This window comes from Rhodoblastus sphagnicola (assembly GCF_002937075.1).
In the GTDB taxonomy this organism is placed as follows: Bacteria; Pseudomonadota; Alphaproteobacteria; order Rhizobiales; family Beijerinckiaceae; genus Rhodoblastus; species Rhodoblastus sphagnicola.
The window spans coordinates 64797-81059 of sequence record NZ_NHSJ01000140.1; the positions used below are offsets into that span (position 1 = coordinate 64797).

Annotated in this window: 13 protein-coding genes; 9 read left to right on the forward strand and 4 right to left on the reverse strand. The window is 65.4% G+C overall.

The features are described 5' to 3' along the window. Positions 1-243: 243 nt before the first annotated feature. Complete coding sequence (locus CCR94_RS24145) at positions 244-1353, reverse strand: ABC transporter substrate-binding protein (RefSeq protein ID WP_104510822.1); 1110 nt, start codon at positions 1351-1353, stop codon at positions 244-246. A gap of 146 nt (positions 1354-1499) precedes the next feature. On the opposite strand from CCR94_RS24145, the gene CCR94_RS24150 reads away from it, so the two are divergent. After that, on the forward strand, positions 1500-2705 hold the full coding sequence (locus CCR94_RS24150) for an MFS transporter (RefSeq protein ID WP_104510823.1): 1206 nt from the start codon (positions 1500-1502) through the stop codon (positions 2703-2705). Positions 2706-2763: 58 nt separating this feature from the next. Here the strand turns inward: CCR94_RS24150 and CCR94_RS24155 are convergent, their stop codons facing one another. After that, positions 2764-3528 carry an SDR family NAD(P)-dependent oxidoreductase gene (locus CCR94_RS24155; RefSeq protein ID WP_104510824.1) on the reverse strand — a complete coding sequence of 255 codons (765 nt, stop codon included), beginning with the start codon at positions 3526-3528 and terminating at the stop codon, positions 2764-2766. A gap of 166 nt (positions 3529-3694) precedes the next feature. Between CCR94_RS24155 and CCR94_RS24160 the strand changes: the two genes are divergently transcribed. The 8 genes from CCR94_RS24160 to CCR94_RS24195 all read left to right on the forward strand — a co-directional run bounded on the left by CCR94_RS24160 (position 3695) and on the right by CCR94_RS24195 (position 14444). Then, positions 3695-4915 carry a radical SAM protein gene (locus CCR94_RS24160; protein WP_104510825.1) on the forward strand — a complete coding sequence of 407 codons (1221 nt, stop codon included), beginning with the start codon at positions 3695-3697 and terminating at the stop codon, positions 4913-4915. A 69-nt stretch (positions 4916-4984) separates the two neighbouring features. Beyond that, positions 4985-5857 (forward strand): nucleotide-binding protein, encoded by an 873-nt coding sequence (locus tag CCR94_RS24165; RefSeq protein WP_104510826.1) that lies wholly within the window; start codon positions 4985-4987, stop codon positions 5855-5857. 1 nt (position 5858) lies between these two features. After that, positions 5859-7229 carry a nitrogenase component 1 gene (locus CCR94_RS24170; protein WP_104510827.1) on the forward strand — a complete coding sequence of 457 codons (1371 nt, stop codon included), beginning with the start codon at positions 5859-5861 and terminating at the stop codon, positions 7227-7229. After that, a complete protein-coding gene (locus CCR94_RS24175; protein ID WP_104510828.1) occupies positions 7229-8533 on the forward strand; it encodes a nitrogenase component 1 in 1305 nt (434 codons plus the stop codon). Before CCR94_RS24170 ends, CCR94_RS24175 begins: the two co-directional genes overlap by 1 nt. Positions 8534-8563: 30 nt before the next feature. After that, positions 8564-9160: a nitroreductase family protein gene (locus CCR94_RS24180; RefSeq protein WP_104510829.1), complete on the forward strand. Its 597-nt coding sequence runs from the start codon at positions 8564-8566 to the stop codon at positions 9158-9160. Positions 9161-9274: 114 nt separating this feature from the next. After that, the gene (locus CCR94_RS24185) at positions 9275-11644 is read left to right on the forward strand and encodes an arylsulfatase (protein WP_104510830.1); all 2370 of its coding nucleotides are present in this window, start codon (positions 9275-9277) and stop codon (positions 11642-11644) included. A 34-nt stretch (positions 11645-11678) separates the two neighbouring features. Further along, positions 11679-13604 (forward strand): cytochrome c3 family protein, encoded by a 1926-nt coding sequence (locus CCR94_RS24190; RefSeq protein ID WP_104510831.1) that lies wholly within the window; start codon positions 11679-11681, stop codon positions 13602-13604. Positions 13605-13628: 24 nt separating this feature from the next. Next, positions 13629-14444 carry a GNAT family N-acetyltransferase gene (locus tag CCR94_RS24195; RefSeq protein WP_206605898.1) on the forward strand — a complete coding sequence of 272 codons (816 nt, stop codon included), beginning with the start codon at positions 13629-13631 and terminating at the stop codon, positions 14442-14444. Between the two features lie 234 nt (positions 14445-14678). Here CCR94_RS24195 and CCR94_RS24200 read toward each other — a convergent pair whose 3' ends face one another. Both CCR94_RS24200 and cysE read right to left on the reverse strand, forming a co-directional pair. Beyond that, the gene (locus CCR94_RS24200) at positions 14679-14885 is read right to left on the reverse strand and encodes a hypothetical protein (RefSeq protein ID WP_104510832.1); all 207 of its coding nucleotides are present in this window, start codon (positions 14883-14885) and stop codon (positions 14679-14681) included. A gap of 193 nt (positions 14886-15078) precedes the next feature. Beyond that, positions 15079-15954 carry a serine O-acetyltransferase gene (cysE, locus tag CCR94_RS24205; RefSeq protein WP_104510833.1) on the reverse strand — a complete coding sequence of 292 codons (876 nt, stop codon included), beginning with the start codon at positions 15952-15954 and terminating at the stop codon, positions 15079-15081. Between the last annotated feature and the right edge of the window lie 309 nt (positions 15955-16263).

The window sequence follows — 16263 nt, forward strand, 5'->3', positions numbered from 1 at the left end:
GTCACCGCCTCGTCGGCCTGGATGTCGGGAGGCCCGCGACAGAGCGGCCGAAGCCCAGACCTCCCGTTCGTTCGACTGTCATGCGCAAGGCCTCCGACCTGGAATTTCCGTGGGGATCGCGCATCGCTTTCGAGGGCTGACCGCTGACGCGCGCGCCGGTATTATTTATGAGTAAGCCTATAGTCTTTATATTGTTTTAGTAAAAGGCATTCGCGCCCTCGTCAAGCGCTTTCTGGCAAACCCTCACTGGCTGGCGCTTCGGGTTTTTTCGACCTCGCCATCGGAAATCTTGTCGCCCTTGGCGTCATAGGCGGGCCAGAAATGTTCGAGGCCGAGTTCTTTCAACGCGTGATCGAGATATTTGGGCTCCAGCCAGGCATCGACATCGACGTCCTTTTTCAACAGGCCATAGGCCTTGGCGCGCTCGGTTTGCGCCTTGTAGCGACCGATGGTGTAGGGGTCTATCAGCGGGCTGATCCGCCACGCCAACCGCTCGCCCTGATGGTCGGCGACGAAGCTGCTCACAGGCAGGCCTGATTTCGCCCAGATCTCGAACACCTTGTCGCGATTGGCTTCGTCGGCGGTGAAGCCGGCGGCCTTGACGAAGGCGTTGACGACCTTTTGCGTCGTGTCGGGATGCGCCTTTTCAAAATCCTCGGTCACGAAGATCGCGGCGTTGCGGCCCAATGCGCTGACCTCGTCCTTGTTCGAATAGACGATCTTGACCAAGCCGTTTCGCGCGAGATCGAGATATTCGACCTGGCCGAACACCGCGTCGACATTGCCCGACAGGAGGGCGGAAACCGCCGCGGCGGAGTCGAGGCTGACGAAGCGGACGTCCTTTTCCGTCAGGCCATGCGCCGCGAGCGCGAGATCGGTGGCGATCTGAAGATTGGTGCCGCGAAACTGCGACACCTTGCGTCCCTTCAAGTCCGCGATGGAATGGATATCGGAATTGGCGGGAACCGCGAGATAGAGCGGTTCGCGCACGCTGGCGCTGAGCAGGAGGCGGGTGCGCAGGCCCCGGGATTTTCCGACCAGCGCCGGCAGGTCGCCCAGCGCGAAGACATCGATCTGTCCGGCCGCGATCGCCTCGTTGATCACGGGGCCGGCGCCGCGAAAGAAGGTCCAGGTCACCTTGACGTCGGGCTGGTCCTTGAACTCGTCCTCGACGAAGCGCTGCACATGCGCCACCGCGACAGACGTGCTGTGAACAAAGGGCCGGCCGTCGAGACCCGTTCCAGGGACGGCGATGCGAATTTCGGTCTCCGCCCATGCGGATGTCGCGGCCAGCGCGCAAAAATTCAGCGCCGACAGGGCGAGGGCGAACATCGAGGCGAGTTTTCGAACCATTTTGATGTCTCCGGCTCGCGAAAGACGCGGGACGGCGGTCGTTGCATCTTGCGCGAAGTTAGATTGTTATCCTATCGTATTAATAGATAAATACCAGCACTCACAACCCGCGCTCACGACCCGCTCTTTGCCGCCAAGGATTTCCGATGCCCTCTTCGCCCGCCCGGCGCCTGATCCTGGGCTATGTCCTTCTCAACGCCTCCAGCGGCGTCGCCGTGGGCATGACGCAACTCGCCATGCCGCTGTTCGCGCTGCATCTCGGCGCCTCGCCGCCGGAGATCGGCATGATTCGCGCCGTGGCCGGAGCGGGCCTGCTGCTGACGGCGATCCCCGCCGGATTCCTCAACGACCGCTTCGGCGCCGCGCCGATGTTCCATCTCGGCAACGCCGCAGGCATTGTGTGCTGCCTGATGCTTCCCGCGATTGATTCGCTCTGGCTCCTGCTGCTTGCGCTGGGCGCGGAAGGGATCGCGCGCTCGATCAAATTCAATGCGTTGAGCAGTTCGTTCTACCGGGCGTTGCCGGTCATGGGCGTCGACAAGGTCGGCTGGCCGCGCGGCTCGCTGTCGATCGGGCTCGGCTTCGCCGGGCCGCTCCTCGCCGGCCTTCTCATCGCGCGCGGCGATTTCGTCGCGGTATTCATGATCGCGGCGGCGATCCAACTGGTTCCCAGCCTCATTTTTTTCAGACTGGCGCCGGTGCATCCGCGCGACGACGACCGGCCGAAACTGGCCCTGGGCTTCAGAGGCGCCGCGCGCGCTTACGCCGATGTCATCGCCCATCGCAACGTTGCGGTCGCCCTTGGGGCGGAAGCCATCGGCGCCGGCGGCTTCTGCATCTTCAGCACGTTCATCGGCGTGGCCGCGACCTCGGACCTCGGCTTTCCCGCCTGGACCTCCGCTTTGTTCATCGGCGCCGAGGGCCTCGCCTATATTCTGTCGCTGTTCTTGCTGGGGCGGCTGACGCAGAGTCGGTCCTACCGGGAGACCGCGCTGACCGGACTCGGTCTGGTCGCGCTGGCGCTGACGGGCGTGTCGCTGTCGTCGCGACTCGACCTGCTCATGGGATTTTCCGCGCTGCTTGGCGTCGGACTCGGCGTGCTCAACCTCGTCAGTTCGACCCGCGCGGCCACGGTTCCCGGCGAGAAAGGCAAGGTGGCCGCTCTGTTCGCCACCGCCGTCAGCGTCGGCATCGTCATTGGGCCGATCTTCGCCGGTTTCGTCGCGGCCATGTTCGGCAGTCGCGCCGTCTTCATCGCCTTCGTCCCGCCCTGCCTGCTGCTGGCGGCTTTTACCGCCCGCAAACAACAAGCGTTTCCGCCCGAAGCGGAAGAGGCCGCCGAGGCGGCCTAGCGCATAGTCCCGAAAAGTGTGCGCGGTTTTCGGACAAGACTATGCGCCAATTCAGAGATCAAAGCATCCAGCGCCCGCCGTTGACGTCGAGCGTGGCGCCGACCAGATAGCTCGCGCCCGGCGACGCCAGGAACAGCACGGCGGCGACGATCTCGGCGTTTTCGCCAAGTCTCCCGATCGGAATATCCGAGAGATAACGCGCCCTCAGCTCGCGCGGCACATTGTCCCAGACCGAATCGAGGCGGGGGCTTGACCGGATGATGCCGGGCGCGACCACATTGACGTTGATTCCGAACGGCGCGACCTCGCGCGCGACCTGCCGGCTGAACGCTTGCACCCCGGCTTTGGCGGCCGAATAGGCGGGACCGCCGAGGATGGTCATCGCGCGTCCCGCCTGCGAGGAAATGTTGACGATCTTGCCATCGCCCTGCTGCTTCAACAGGGGAAGCACGGCCTGCGTCACCAGGAACACGCTCTTCAGATTGGCGCCGAGCACGCGATCCCAATCGTCCTCGGAAATCTCCTCGACCTGCTTCGGACTCCCATCGCCGCCGGCGTTGTTGACGAGAATGTCGACGCGGCCGAACGCATCGCGCGCGCTGGCGATCAGCCCCTCGACCTCGCTCTTGTTGGCGACGTCGGCCCGCACGCCGATCGCCTGGCCGCCGGCGTCGCGAATCCTGGCGACCACGCGCGCGATTCGGCCGGGGTCGCGGCCATTCACCACCACCGCCGCGCCCTCGGCGGCGAAGGCGACCGCGATCGCCTCGCCAATGCCTGATGAGGAGCCCGTGACCAGGGCGACTCTTTTGTCGAAACTCATGAATTCTCTCCGACTCGGAAAATCCCACGCCGCCCGGGCGCGACAGGTTCAAACCTCTTGCGCTGCCGAGCGGATCGTTCTAAATAACATCATAACGATAGGGTTTATAGGTAATTTGAAGGCAGTTTCGCGCGTCGGGCCGCTTTCGGCATCTGGAGAGACAACAATGGCGACGTCTGAAATCGGATTGAAAAACCGTTTGTATCAGGAGTTGGCTCTCAAGGCCGAATTGCAGACCGATGGCCTCGCTATCGATTCGGAGACGCTCAGCTTCATCGCGCCGGGCGTGAAAACGCAGGAGGCGGTGCATTGCCTGTTCGCCATGGATTTCGAGGTCTACAAGGGCCAGTTGCCGGCCTATTTCCGCCTTCCGCTCGGCCTTGTCGCGCCGTTCCGCTGGAACCCCAAGTCGCGCAACCGGCTCGCGCTGGATGGCGAGCGCGTCATTGTCGCGCGCGGTGACAATGAACTCAGCGAAGCCACCTTCCCCGAGCGTCCGGGCTTCTACGGCAAGAAGACCAGCGACGGCTCCGCGATGGAGACCATCGGCCTGCTCGGCGCCGAACGGCAGTTGTTCATCGCCTATTCCAATGAGTGCTCCTACAAGGAGAAGGGCGAGGACTGCCTGTTCTGCAACATCAATTTTACCGCCGACACCTACGGCGAGCGCGAAGGCATTTTCTGGAAGAGCGCGCGCCAGATCGGCGAAGTCTATGCCGAGGCGCGCCGGCTCGATCTCGTCGACAAGGTCACGATCTCCGGCGGCGTCATCCCCGAGCGGCGCGAACTCGAATATTACAACGACGTGGCCGAAGCGATCCAGCATTTCGGCGGCGTCGTGGATTTCAACGGCACCGCCGTGGTCGCCGCCCCGATCGACCTGCGCAACATCGACCGCTTCAAGGAGGCCGGCTACCGCACCACGGCGATGAACATCGAGATCTGGGAGAAGGGGATCTATGACGTGATCTGTCCGGGCAAGTCGCGCGAAAGCGGCGGCTGGGACCATTGGCGCTCCGCGCTGGAATATGCGGTCAAAGTGTTCGGCCACGGCCATGTCCGCTCGAACATCGTCGCGGGGATCGAGCCGAAGCGCTCGACCCTGAAGGGCATCGAATATCTGTCGGAACGGGGCGTCGTCGCCACGGCGAGCATCTGGTGCCCCAATCCCGGCTCCGAGCTTTACGGCCATCGCGCGCCCGAGCCGGAATGGTATGTGGACCTCGCGCACAAGATCGCCGCGATCTGGGGCAAGGCCGGCTTCACCTGGGCCAATCTCTACGATTCCAACGCCGGCGTCGAAACCTTGCAGCACGACATCTGGCGCATCGAGCGCGAGACGCTGCCGATCTTCCCGCGCAAGCAACTCGCCGCCGCCGCCGAGTGACGCTGGCCGAATGACGTTCTTGCTGAGCGGCCCGCCGGCCGCTCCGAAACCCTTCGGAGGAGAAGATCCTTGAGCGCGAAACCCAAGCATATCGCCATTTACGGCAAGGGCGGCATCGGCAAGTCCACCACCACGTCCAACATCAGCGCCGCGCTCGCCGAGTCGGGTTTTCGCGTCATTCAGATCGGCTGCGATCCCAAGAGCGATTCCACCGTCATCCTGCGTGGCGGCGCCGAACTGCCAACCGTGCTGGACTCCCTGCGCGATCGTTCCCGGCCGAAGCTGGAGGACATTTCCACGCTCGGCTTCGGCGGTGTGCTGTGCATCGAGGCTGGCGGCCCGGTTCCCGGCGTCGGCTGCGCCGGGCGCGGCATAGCGGCGGCCGTCGATTTGCTCGAAGAACTCGACGTGTTCGGGACTTTCAAGCCGGACTATGTGCTTTACGACGTGCTCGGCGACGTGGTTTGCGGCGGCTTCGCCGTGCCGATCCGCGATGGCATCGCCGAGGCCGCTTTCGTCGTCGCCTCCTCCGATTTCATGGCGATCTTCGCCGCCAACAACCTGTTCAAGGCGATTGACAAATATGCCGCGACGGGCGGCGCCCGGCTCGGAGGCGTCATCGCCAACAGCCTGCAAACCCCCTATGCGCGCGACCTGCTCGACGATTTCGCGGCCCGCACCGGCACGGAAATCGTCGGCTATGTGCCGCGCTCGCAAGCTGTCGCGCAGTCCGAGCTTTATGGCCAGACGGTGATTGAGGCGCAGCCCTATTCGGAGCAGGCCGAAATCTATCGCGCGCTGGCGCGCCGGGTGGTCGGCGACCATCCCACCCGCCTGCCAAAGCCGCTCGATGGACCGGACCTGAAGGACTGGGCCAAGCAATGGGGCGATCGCATCTTCGGCGTCGAGCATGGCGCGAAAAACTCCGCGGCGAGGCTCTGACTTGGCGCGCCGTCCCCGCTTGCAAACGCGAGAAACCCGCCTCGGCGCGCTGGGCGCGCGGCTGGGAGACGCCGAATCCGTCGTCGCCGATTTCGCCGGCGACGACCTGCCGCAAAAACGCATCCGCACCTTCTCGGAAGCCGCCCACGACGATCTCAGCGCCGCGCTGGACGTGCTCGGGCTGGTCGAGGATCTCGGTCTCGTCGTCCACGGGCCGCGCGGCTGCGCGGTCGGGCCGGGCGCCGCGCAGGAGAGCGCCACACTCGCGCGCATCGCGGTCACCGACCTCGACCAGCGCGACACCGTGCTCGGCGCCGGCGATGCGCTCGCCCGCACGCTGAAGCGGCTCAATGATGCGGTCAACCCCGCCGCGCTCGTCGTGCTGGGATCGCCGGTCGTCGCCATCAACAACGATGAAATCCGCGCCGTGGTCGCGGAGGTCGCTACGGAAATCGGCAAGCCCGTGGTTTGGGCGCGCACGGACGGTTTCCGCTCCCACATCGCCGCGACCGGCGCCGACGCCGCCGCCGACGCCCTGCTGAACATCGTCGATTTCCAGGGCGAACGCGAGCCGGACTTGGTGAACCTGCTGACGTCCTGGACTGGCCCCGCCATTGACGATTTCGCGGCGGCGATTTCGACGCTGGGCCTGCGCGTGAACGTGCTGCCGGCGGGCGCCAAGGTCGCCGCGCTGCATCGGGCGGCGCGCGCGCGTGCGAGCGTGGTTCTCGACCCCGACGGTCTCGACGCGCTGGCCTCGGGCCTGTCGGAGCGCTTCGGCGTTCCCGTTCTCGACGCGCCGCCGCCGATCGGGCCGAAGGCGACCGCCTTGACGCTCACGCGCCTCGCGGATCTCACAGGCCGCAAGATCCACGCGGAGGCGTCAGCGGCGGCCGTCGACTTTTTGCGCGACAAGCGTATCGTATTGGCGGGGCCATCCGCCTTCGCTTTCGCGCTGGCCGATCTCGCGGAAGCCGCCGGCGCCGAAGTTGTCGGCCTCACCCTGCCGCATCTCGACCGCACCCATTCCGAGCCGCTCGCCCGTTTCTCCGAACGCCGCCCCAAGGCGCAAATTCACATCGGGGAGGCGCAGGGTTTTGAACTCGCCAATGTCCTGCAACGGCTCGCGCCGGATCTGGTCGTCGGCGCCCCGGACGCCGTCGCGGCCGCGCTGCGGCTGGGCATTCCCGCCGCGCGGCTCGACCCCGCCGATGTGATCGGCGTATCCGGCGCCGACGCCTTCGCCAAAGCCGTCAGCGACGCTTTCGCCGGCGCGGCGCTGGCGCGGCGTCTCGCGCGCAGCTCGGCGCGCTATTCCGCCGGCTGGCTGCGCCGCAGCCCGGACTGGCACGTCAAGCTGGAGGTGAAGTAATGGCCCGTCCGCTGGTGGGATTCCACGACGGCTGCGCCCTGCATGGCGCGCTGGCGACGGCGGCGGCGATCGAGGGCGTGACGCCGCTGGTCCACTCGACGCCCGGTTGCGCGCTGCGCGGCGCGTTCTCGAGCACCGGCGCGCAAAATTTTCGCGGCGCGCCGATCCACCTGTCGCCGATCTCCTCGACCAATCTGGCGGAAAAACACATCGTGTTCGGCGGCGCGTCGCGGCTGCGCGAGCAGATCAAGAACACTCTGTCCGTGCTGCCGCGCGGCTTGCTCGTGGTCATCACCGGCTGTCCCACCGAAATGATCGGCGACGACGTCCCCGCCATGGTGCGGGAGGCCGTCACCCAGGGCGAAGCCGTGGTCGATGTCGGCGCCGCCGGTTTCCTGGGCTCCGCCCATCGCGGCTACGAACGCCTCGTCTCCGTGCTGGCGTCGCGGGTCGGCGAGCTCAATCTGGCGCCCGCGTCGGAGGCGCCGGGCCTCGTCAACATCTTTGGCATCGTTCCCCGCTACGACGAAACCTGGGCTTCCGACCTCGATGAAATCAGCCGCCTGCTCGCCGGCGTCGGCCTCACCGCCAATCCGATCTTCGGACCCGGCGGCGGCCTGTCTTCGCTGGCGGCCCTGCCCAAGGCCGTCGCGAGCCTCGTCCTCTCCCCCTGGGGCCTTGCCCCGGCGCAGGCGCTGCAAGAAAAGTCCGGCGTCGCGACCGTCGTCGCCGATGGCCTGCCAATCGGCGCGGACGCGGTGGAAAAGCTTTTGCGACAGCTCGCGGCGGCGACCGGCGCCGTCGAGGAAACCGCGATCGAGCGCCTGCTGAGTTCCGAGCGCCGCTACGAGGATTTCGCCCTCGACGAAACGCTTGATGCGCTGAGCCGTCTCGGTCGCCGCCGCGTCGCGCTGGTCGGCAACAGCCTGCTGGCGGGATCGCTGGCGCGCTTCCTGGTTTCGACGCTGGGCTGGGAGGCCAGCGCCCTCGTCCTCACCGACGAACCCGACGGCCCCCTCCCGACCGATCTGGCCGGACGGGTCGTCGCGACGGCGGACGGGGTTGAGACGGCGGCGGCGATCCGGGCGTCGGGGGCGGACTTCCTGATCGCCGGCGCGCGCTATGGCGCGCTCGCGGCTGAACTCGGGATTCCCCTGGCGGCCATCGCGGATCTGGGCGGCCGCGCATCGCTGTCGGGCGGTTTTGTCGGCGCGCGCGGCGCCGCCCGGCTGCTCGCCGCGCTCACCGCGACACCCGTCGCGCCAAAGCTTTTTACCCCGCAGGCGGCGCTCGCGGCGCGATAGCCGGCCGCCACAAGCAAACAGGAGAAGATCATGACCGTCATAACCTCACCCCGCCCGCTCGAACATGAAGTCGCCCCGCTGTTCGCCAATCGCTGGTCGCCGCGCGCCTTCACCGACGAGCCGATTTCCGACGCCGATTTGTTCGCCGCTTTCGAGGCGGCGCGCTGGGCGCCGTCGGCCCGCAACGTCCAGCCCTGGCGTTTCGTCTATGCCCGCAAGGGAACGCCTGCCTTCGATAAATTCATCGGCGTGCTGTGGGAGCGCAACCAGACCTGGGCGCGCAACGCCGCCGCGCTGGTGTTTATTCTGTCGAAGAAGACCTTTGAGGTCGAGGGCGAGGAAAAGCCGCTGCGCAGCCATTCCTTCGACGCCGGCGCGGCCTGGGTCAGCTTTGCGCTCCAGGCCAGCCTGAAAGGCTGGAGCACCCATGCGCTCGGCGGCCTGGACTATGACAAGGCGCGCGAGGTCCTGGGCGTTCCCGATGATTTCGAATTGGAAATCGGCATCGCCATCGGCCGTCGCGGCGACAAGGCGCAATTGCCTGAATCGCTGAAGGCGCAGGAGGCGCCGAAATCGCGCCTGCCCCTGACCGAACTCGTTTCCGAGGGCCGTTTTTCCGGCAAGTGATCTGAACCGGCGCCGCGCGTGGCGGCGTCGCATTTCAGCTTTTCCGGCCGTCCTCCGGCGCATCGCCGCCGACGAGGGCGCCGGGTATCATGCGTTATCGTCAGGACTCTGTTCATGCGTCGTCAAATCCCTGCGTTCACCGCCTTCGTCCTCGGCTTGACCCTGCCGCTCGCCAACGCCGGCGCGGAAAATTTGCCCAGGCCCGATGCGCCTTTCACGGGCGTTGTCGCCGACACGCGCGAGAAATCGACGCCGGCCTTTCCCGAACCCGTCAAGGCGCCGAAAGGCGCGCCCAACGTCCTCCTGATCCTGCTCGACGATGTCGGCTTTTCCGCAAGCTCCACCTTCGGCGGCGCCGCCGCGACGCCGGAACTCGACAAGCTGGCGGCGGGGGGGCTGCGCTACAACCAGTTCCACACCACCGCGATCTGCTCGCCGACCCGCGCATCCCTGCTCACCGGCCGCAACCAGCACCAGACCGGTTTTGGCAATCTCGCCGATGTCGCCACCGGCTATCCCGCTTACAATTCAATCTGGAAGAAGGAAACGGCCTCCATCGCGCAGGTGCTGAAACTCAACGGCTACAGCACCGCCGCCTTCGGCAAGTGGCACAACACCCCGACCTGGGAAATCTCGCCCGTCGGCCCGTTCGACCGCTGGCCGACCGGTCTCGGTTTCGAATATTTCTACGGGTTCCTGGCCGGCGAAACCAGCCAGTTGGAGCCGCAGCTCTATCGCAACACGGTCGCCGTCGAGCCGGGCAAGACGCCGACGCAGGGCTATCACCTCACCAGCGACATCGTCGACGATGCGGTCAAATGGCTGCACAATCACGAGTCGGTCGCGCCGGAAAAACCGTTCTTCCTCTATTTCGCCACCGGCGCGACCCACGCGCCGCATCATGTGCCGCAAGAATGGATCGACAAGTACAAAGGCCAGTTCGACCAGGGCTGGGACAAGTTGCGCGAGGAGAATTTCGCCCGGCAAAAGACGCTCGGCGTCATTCCCGCCAACGCCGAACTGACGCCGCGTCCCGAAGGCCTGCCGGCCTGGGAGACGCTGTCGGCCGATCAGAAGAAGCTCTACGCCCATCAGATGGAGGTCTATTCGGCCTTCCTGTCCCACACCGATCATGAAGTCGGCCGCCTGCTCAAGGCGCTGGACGACGAGGGCCGCGCCAAGGATACGCTGGTGCTCTATATTGTCGGCGACAACGGCGGCAGCGCGGAGGGCGGGCTGAACGGCTCCGACGCCAATCTCGGCACGCTCCAGGGCGCCAATACCGACGTCGCCTTCCAGTTGCAGCATCTGTCCGATCTGGGCAGCCCCAGTTACGACAACCATTACGCCGCCGGCTGGTCCTGGGCGACCACCACGCCGTTCCAATGGATGAAGCAGATCGCCTCGCATTTCGGCGGCACGCGCAATCCGCTGGTGGTGTCGTGGCCGGGCCATGTCGCGCAGAGTGAGGCGATCCGCGCCCAGTTCGGCCATGTCAACGACATCGCGCCGACCGTTTACGCCGCCGCCGGCGTCGCCTTCCCCGAAAAGGTCGATGGCGTCGCGCAGACGCCGCTCGAAGGCAAGAGCCTGCTGCCCAGCTTCTCGGACCCGAATGTGAAGAGCGCGCATACCGAGCAATATTTCGAAATTTTCGGCAATCGCGCGATCTACAAGGATGGCTGGGTCGCCGGCGCGCGGCGTTACCAGCCCTGGGAGATTTTCACCGACATCACCAAAATTTTCCGAGGTGGATTCGAGAACGACAGGTGGGAGCTTTACCACGTCGAGGAGGATTTTTCGCAAGCCCATGACCTCGCCGACAAGAACCCCGAAAAGCTGGCCGAGCTGAAGGCCGAATTCGACAAGGAGGCGCGCCGCAACGGGGTTTATCCTCTGGTCCCGATCCCCGAACCGGGCAAGCGCCCGATACCCGCCGCCGGCAAGACTCATTTTGTCTTCTATGACGGCGTGGACCGGCTGCCGGCGCAGGCGCTGCCGGAAATCGGCGCCCGCAGCCACCGCATCACCGCCACCCTCGACAATGCCGACGGCAAGGCGGAGGGCGTGATCATCGCCGATGGCGGCCGTCACGGCGGCTTTTCGCTCTATGTGAAGGACGGCAAGCTGATCTACGCCAGCAATCTGTTCGGCCAGAAACTGGAGCGGGTCGTGGGCAAGGCCCTGCCGAAGGGCAAGGCGACTGTGGTCTACGAGTTCGACGTCGATTTCTCGCTCAAGGAAGCGGCCAAGGGGCTTGTGTCCGCCGCGCTGGTCGCCAAGGCGCGGCCGGGGCAGGCGCGGCTGACGGTCAATGGCGAGGAGGTCGCCAGCGAACATTTGTCGTCCTTCGGCGGGTTCGGCAGCATCGGCACGGAAACGCTGGATATCGGCAAGGATCTGGGTTCCCCGGTCTCGCCCGATTACGAGTCGCCGTTCGCCTTCACCGGAAAAATCGAGAAGGTCGAACTCGAACTGAAATGAGGCGCGCGCTCTCGAAATCGGTTAAGTCCGCCGCATGAGAATCTTGCTTCGTCTTGCTGCGGGCTGCGCCCTTCTGGCCACCCTTTGTCTCGCCGTCGGGCGCGCGCCAACAGCCGCGCCCGACGTTTCCTATGTCGGCGCGCAAACCTGCGCCGGTTGCCATCAGGCGCAAGCGAAAGGCTGGGCTGGCTCGCATCACGCCAACAGCATGACGGCGCCGACGCAAAAAAATGTGCTGGGCGATTTCTCCGGCGTGGACCCGCGCTTTTTCCGGCGCGGCGACGATTTTCTCATTCACGCCGAAGGCGCGGACGGCAAGCCGGCTGATTTCCGCGTCGCCGCGACGTTTGGCGTCGCGCCCCTTCAGCAATATCTCCTGGAATTTTCCGGCGGTCGCCTGCAAGCCTTTCCCACCGCCTGGGATTCGCGTGCGAAAAGCGAGGGCGGGCAAAAATGGTTCAGCCTCTATCCCGGCGAGAAGATTCTCCCCGGCGATCCCCTGCATTGGACCGGGCGCAACGCCACCTGGAATTTCATGTGCGCCGATTGCCATTCGACCAGCGTCGCAAAAAACTACCGTTTTGACACCGACAGCTATGACACGCGCTGGCGCGAGCAAAACGTCGCCTGCGAGGCCTGCCACGGGCCGGGCGCGCGCCATGTCGCCTGGGCGAATGCCGGAGGGGGCGGGGCCGACAATGGCCTCATTCCCCTGAAAGAAGTCTCTGGCGTCTGGGCCGATTTTGACGCGCGCGGCATCCGGCATTGGCAGGGCGAAGCGCGGAAAAATCCGTCGGAAGACATTTGCGCGCCCTGCCATTCCCGCCGCCGCCCGATCGCGCCAGCCAAACCCGGCGACGCCTTTCTCGACGCTTTTTCGCCGGCGCTGCTTGACGCCGGCCTCTACTTCCCCGACGGCCAGATCAAGGACGAGGTTTTTGAGTGGGGTTCGTTCCAGCAGAGCCGCATGCACGGCGCCGGCGTGACCTGCATCGACTGCCACGAGCCCCACGGCGCCGCTCTGCGCGCCCAAGGCAATGTTTTGTGCGGCCAATGCCACGCGGAAAGCGTGTTCGACCAGCCACAGCATCACCATCACGCGGAAAACACGCCCGGCGCGCAATGCGTCTCCTGCCACATGCCGCAACGCACCTACATGCAGGTCCATGTCCGCCACGATCATTCGCTGCGCATCCCCCGTCCGCAGGAGAGCGCGCGCGTCGGCGCGCCCAACGCCTGCACTGGCTGCCATGCCGACAAAAACGCCGATTGGGCGGCGGAACGCCTGCGCGACTGGGGCGCGAAGCGCCAGTCGCCGGAACAGCCGGCCTCGGACATCGCCAAGGCCACTGCGCTCGCCGCTCTCGCCGCGCAACCCCGCCCCGCCGCCCTGCAAAGCCTGATCCCGGCGCTGCGCTCGTCCTCGCCGCTGTTGCGCCTCGGCGCCCTGCGTGGCCTCGCGCCCTATGACGAGAGTTTTCGCGAAAAACTCGCCGGGCCGCTGCGCGACGATTTTTCGCGCGCGGTCCGCATCGAGGCCGCGCGGCTCACGCCACGAACCGACAGCGCCGCGCTCGACGAATGGCGCGCGGCGGAAACCCTCGCCGCCGACCGCCCGGAAAGCCACCTCAATCTCGGCGCGCTCGCGGCTGAGCGCGGCGACGCATCGGAGGCGGAGACCGAATTCCGCCGCGCGCTAAAACTGGACGAAAACTTCGCCTCCGGCTGGCTCAATCTCGCCGACCTCCTGCGCGCCACCGGGCGCGATTCCGAGGCGGAAGCGCCGTTGCGAAACGCGCTGGCGCGCGCGCCCGAGGACGCGGATACCCATTACGCGCTGGCGCTGTGGCTGGTGCGGCAGAAACGGCTCGCGGAGGCGCGGACGCAGGCCGAACAGGCGGCGCGGCTCTGGCCAGACGATGCGCGGTTCGGACAATTGAGCCGTCTGCTGAGACCGTGAGTCCAACAAGAGGGATCCTCAACCATGGATTGGCGGATCGAACGGTTGATCGACCAGACGATTGACGGCTTTCGCGCCCCCGGCGCGCCCCGTTATGATATCGGGGATATGAATGCTTTCGTGTCGCCTCTCGAAGAACGGGCCTCGAACGCTTGGCCGGCCGCGCGCGCGATCCTGGTCGGCGGCTGGGCGTTTCGCTTCGCCAATGGGTTCTCCAAGCGCGCCAATTCGGCGAACGCCTTGTTCCCCAATACGGACTTTGCCGAAGTGCGTCAGGCGGCCGAATGTTTCTACACGCGCCATCGCTTGCCCGTGATTTTTCGCCTGACGCCGCTGGCTCCGCCCGAGGCCGACAGCGCGTTGGAGCAAGCGGGATATGCCAGGATCGAGCCTTGCCGTGTGATGGTCGCCGACATCGGCGCGGTCGCGCGCGGGTCCCTGTCGCTGGATGACGCGCCCTCACCCCAATGGCTGGATGGTTTTGCCCGCGCCAGCGGCGAGTCGCTTGAGGCGCGGCGCGACCACGCCGCACTTCTGGAAAGGATTTTCGCTCCGCGCGTTTTTGCGACGGCCCATCGTCAGGGCGCGCCCGTGGGCTTTGGCATGGCTGTGCGCGAAAGGGGCCAGATCGGGCTGTTCGATCTCATGGTCGCGCCGGAGCATCGCGGAAGCGGAATCGGGCGGAAGATCATGCAGGCTTTGCTTCATTGGGGGCGGGAGGCCGGCGCGCGCCAAGCCTACCTCCAGGTCCATCAATCAAACGCGGTCGCCCTGAACCTCTACGAAAGCTTCGGTTTCAGAGCGGGTTACGACTATCATTATCGCTTCAAGCCCATTTGAGTTGGCATCCTGCCCGCTCCGCCCCTGCGCGACCTCCGCGCCGACGGCAAAAACAATGGTAAATAGATCGGATTAATCAAAAATAATATCAAGCGCCGGGTCCGCGAACGAGGCGACAAAAATCAGGCCCGAACGGCCAGAGATCCGTCCGGGCCTGGACCCATGCGTTTCGCGCATTCGGAAACGCCTGGGGTTTTTGACGCCAAGAGCCATGCGTCAAGCTGTTTTCCGCGTTCAGGCGGAATGATCCCTCGACCCGCGCGCGCCCTTGTCGCGTCGCAGGGTGTCGGCGGCGCGCTGCGCCTTGGCCAGACTGTCGAACAGGCGGCCATCCAGTAACCGAAAGGCGTCGGCGGCGGCGTGAAATACAAAACCGCGACGCTCGCGGGTGACGATGCCGGCGGCGAATTCACCGGTTTCAATGATATAGGCGTTATGCATGGGAAAACCCGCAAGGATGCGCGCCCTAAGGCGCTGGAACAGCTCAATCGAGATTGCGCCAATCCGGACATCGAAACGCGAGATTCATGACCTAAGCCTCTTCAAAACCATATTAAAATAATAGGAAAATAGCGGAGATTAGTCAACGGCAAGGTCTTGCGAAATATTTCCCAAATGGAGTGAAAATTCCTCCTCAGATCGCATAGCTGAAGGAATCGTAGGCGAGCTGGCCCAGCACCTGATCCATTTCGCGATAGGGCTCGCCCTGATGCCGCGCCACGATTTTGGCGGGCACGCCGGCGACGGTGGTGTGGCCCGGCACGGCATGCAGCACCACGGAGCCCGCCGCCACCCGCGCATATTCGCCCACTTCGATATTGCCGAGGATCTTGGCCCCGGCGCCGATCAGCACGCCGCGCCGCACTTTCGGATGGCGGTCGCCCGCCTCCTTGCCGGTGCCGCCCAGCGTCACATTTTGCAGGATCGAGACGTCGTCCTCGATGACCGCGGTCGAGCCGACGACGAAGCCGGTGGCGTGATCGAGAAACACGCCATGACCGATGCGCGCGGCCGGGTGAATGTCGGTCTGGAACAGGTCGGAGGAGCGGCTTTGCAGATAGAGCGCGAAATCCTGTTTGCCCTGGGACCAAAGATGATGCGCGATCCGATGGGTCTCGATGGCGTGATAGCCCTTGAAATAGAGGAAAGGCTCGATGAAGCGGTCGCAGGCCGGGTCGCGGTCGATCACCGCATTGATGTCGGCGCGAAAACCCGCGCCGATTTCGGGCGCGTCCGCCACCCCGGCCTCGAAGGCGGCGACCAGATGGCCGAAGGGCAGCAGGTCGTTGCCGAGGCGGCTGGCGATGCGGTGGACGACCGCGTCCTCGAACGAGTCGCGGTCGAGAATGCATTGCCGCAACAGCGCGCGCAGGTTGGGCTCGGCGTCGAAAGCGCACCGGGCCTCGTCCAGCAGCTTGCGCCACAGGGCGTCGTGCGCGGCGGCCGGATGGGCCAGAGGCGCGGGCGCTTCAACGGAGGCGATGAGGGTGAGATGGCGGGGATTTGACATTGGAGCTCGCGAGCGCGGAACGTTTGTTCCATACAATGATTATATCTATAAAAAAGATCAATTAAAAAATCTCCGTCTCCTGAGCGGCCCGACCGCCGGTCGCGCGCCACGGCCGCAAGCGCGCCGGAGGGCCGTAAAAATGCTTATTGGATAGGAAAGGTTTGGATTACCGCCCTGGGGCGGCGGCTCTAAGTCCTCTTGCGCGCATGGTTGCGATGGAGGTTTTGTCGAGGATGAGGGCCATGGCGTCGCGGACGTCGAGCATGACGTCGCGAATCGCGCAGGCTTCGACATCGCCGCAATCGGTGC

What these genes read in the sequence shown, in the direction of transcription:
- CCR94_RS24145 (WP_104510822.1), bottom strand. Translation starts at nt 1,353, where the DNA reads ATGGTTCGAAAACTCGCCTCGATGTTCGCCCTCGCCCTGTCGGCGCTG.
- CCR94_RS24150 (WP_104510823.1), top strand. Translation starts at nt 1,500, where the DNA reads ATGCCCTCTTCGCCCGCCCGGCGCCTGATCCTGGGCTATGTCCTTCTC.
- CCR94_RS24155 (WP_104510824.1), bottom strand. Translation starts at nt 3,528, where the DNA reads ATGAGTTTCGACAAAAGAGTCGCCCTGGTCACGGGCTCCTCATCAGGC.
- CCR94_RS24160 (WP_104510825.1), top strand. Translation starts at nt 3,695, where the DNA reads ATGGCGACGTCTGAAATCGGATTGAAAAACCGTTTGTATCAGGAGTTG.
- CCR94_RS24175 (WP_104510828.1), top strand. Translation starts at nt 7,229, where the DNA reads ATGGCCCGTCCGCTGGTGGGATTCCACGACGGCTGCGCCCTGCATGGC.
- CCR94_RS24180 (WP_104510829.1), top strand. Translation starts at nt 8,564, where the DNA reads ATGACCGTCATAACCTCACCCCGCCCGCTCGAACATGAAGTCGCCCCG.
- CCR94_RS24185 (WP_104510830.1), top strand. Translation starts at nt 9,275, where the DNA reads ATGCGTCGTCAAATCCCTGCGTTCACCGCCTTCGTCCTCGGCTTGACC.
- CCR94_RS24190 (WP_104510831.1), top strand. Translation starts at nt 11,679, where the DNA reads ATGAGAATCTTGCTTCGTCTTGCTGCGGGCTGCGCCCTTCTGGCCACC.
- CCR94_RS24195 (WP_206605898.1), top strand. Translation starts at nt 13,629, where the DNA reads ATGGATTGGCGGATCGAACGGTTGATCGACCAGACGATTGACGGCTTT.
- CCR94_RS24200 (WP_104510832.1), bottom strand. Translation starts at nt 14,885, where the DNA reads ATGCATAACGCCTATATCATTGAAACCGGTGAATTCGCCGCCGGCATC.
- cysE (WP_104510833.1), bottom strand. Translation starts at nt 15,954, where the DNA reads ATGTCAAATCCCCGCCATCTCACCCTCATCGCCTCCGTTGAAGCGCCC.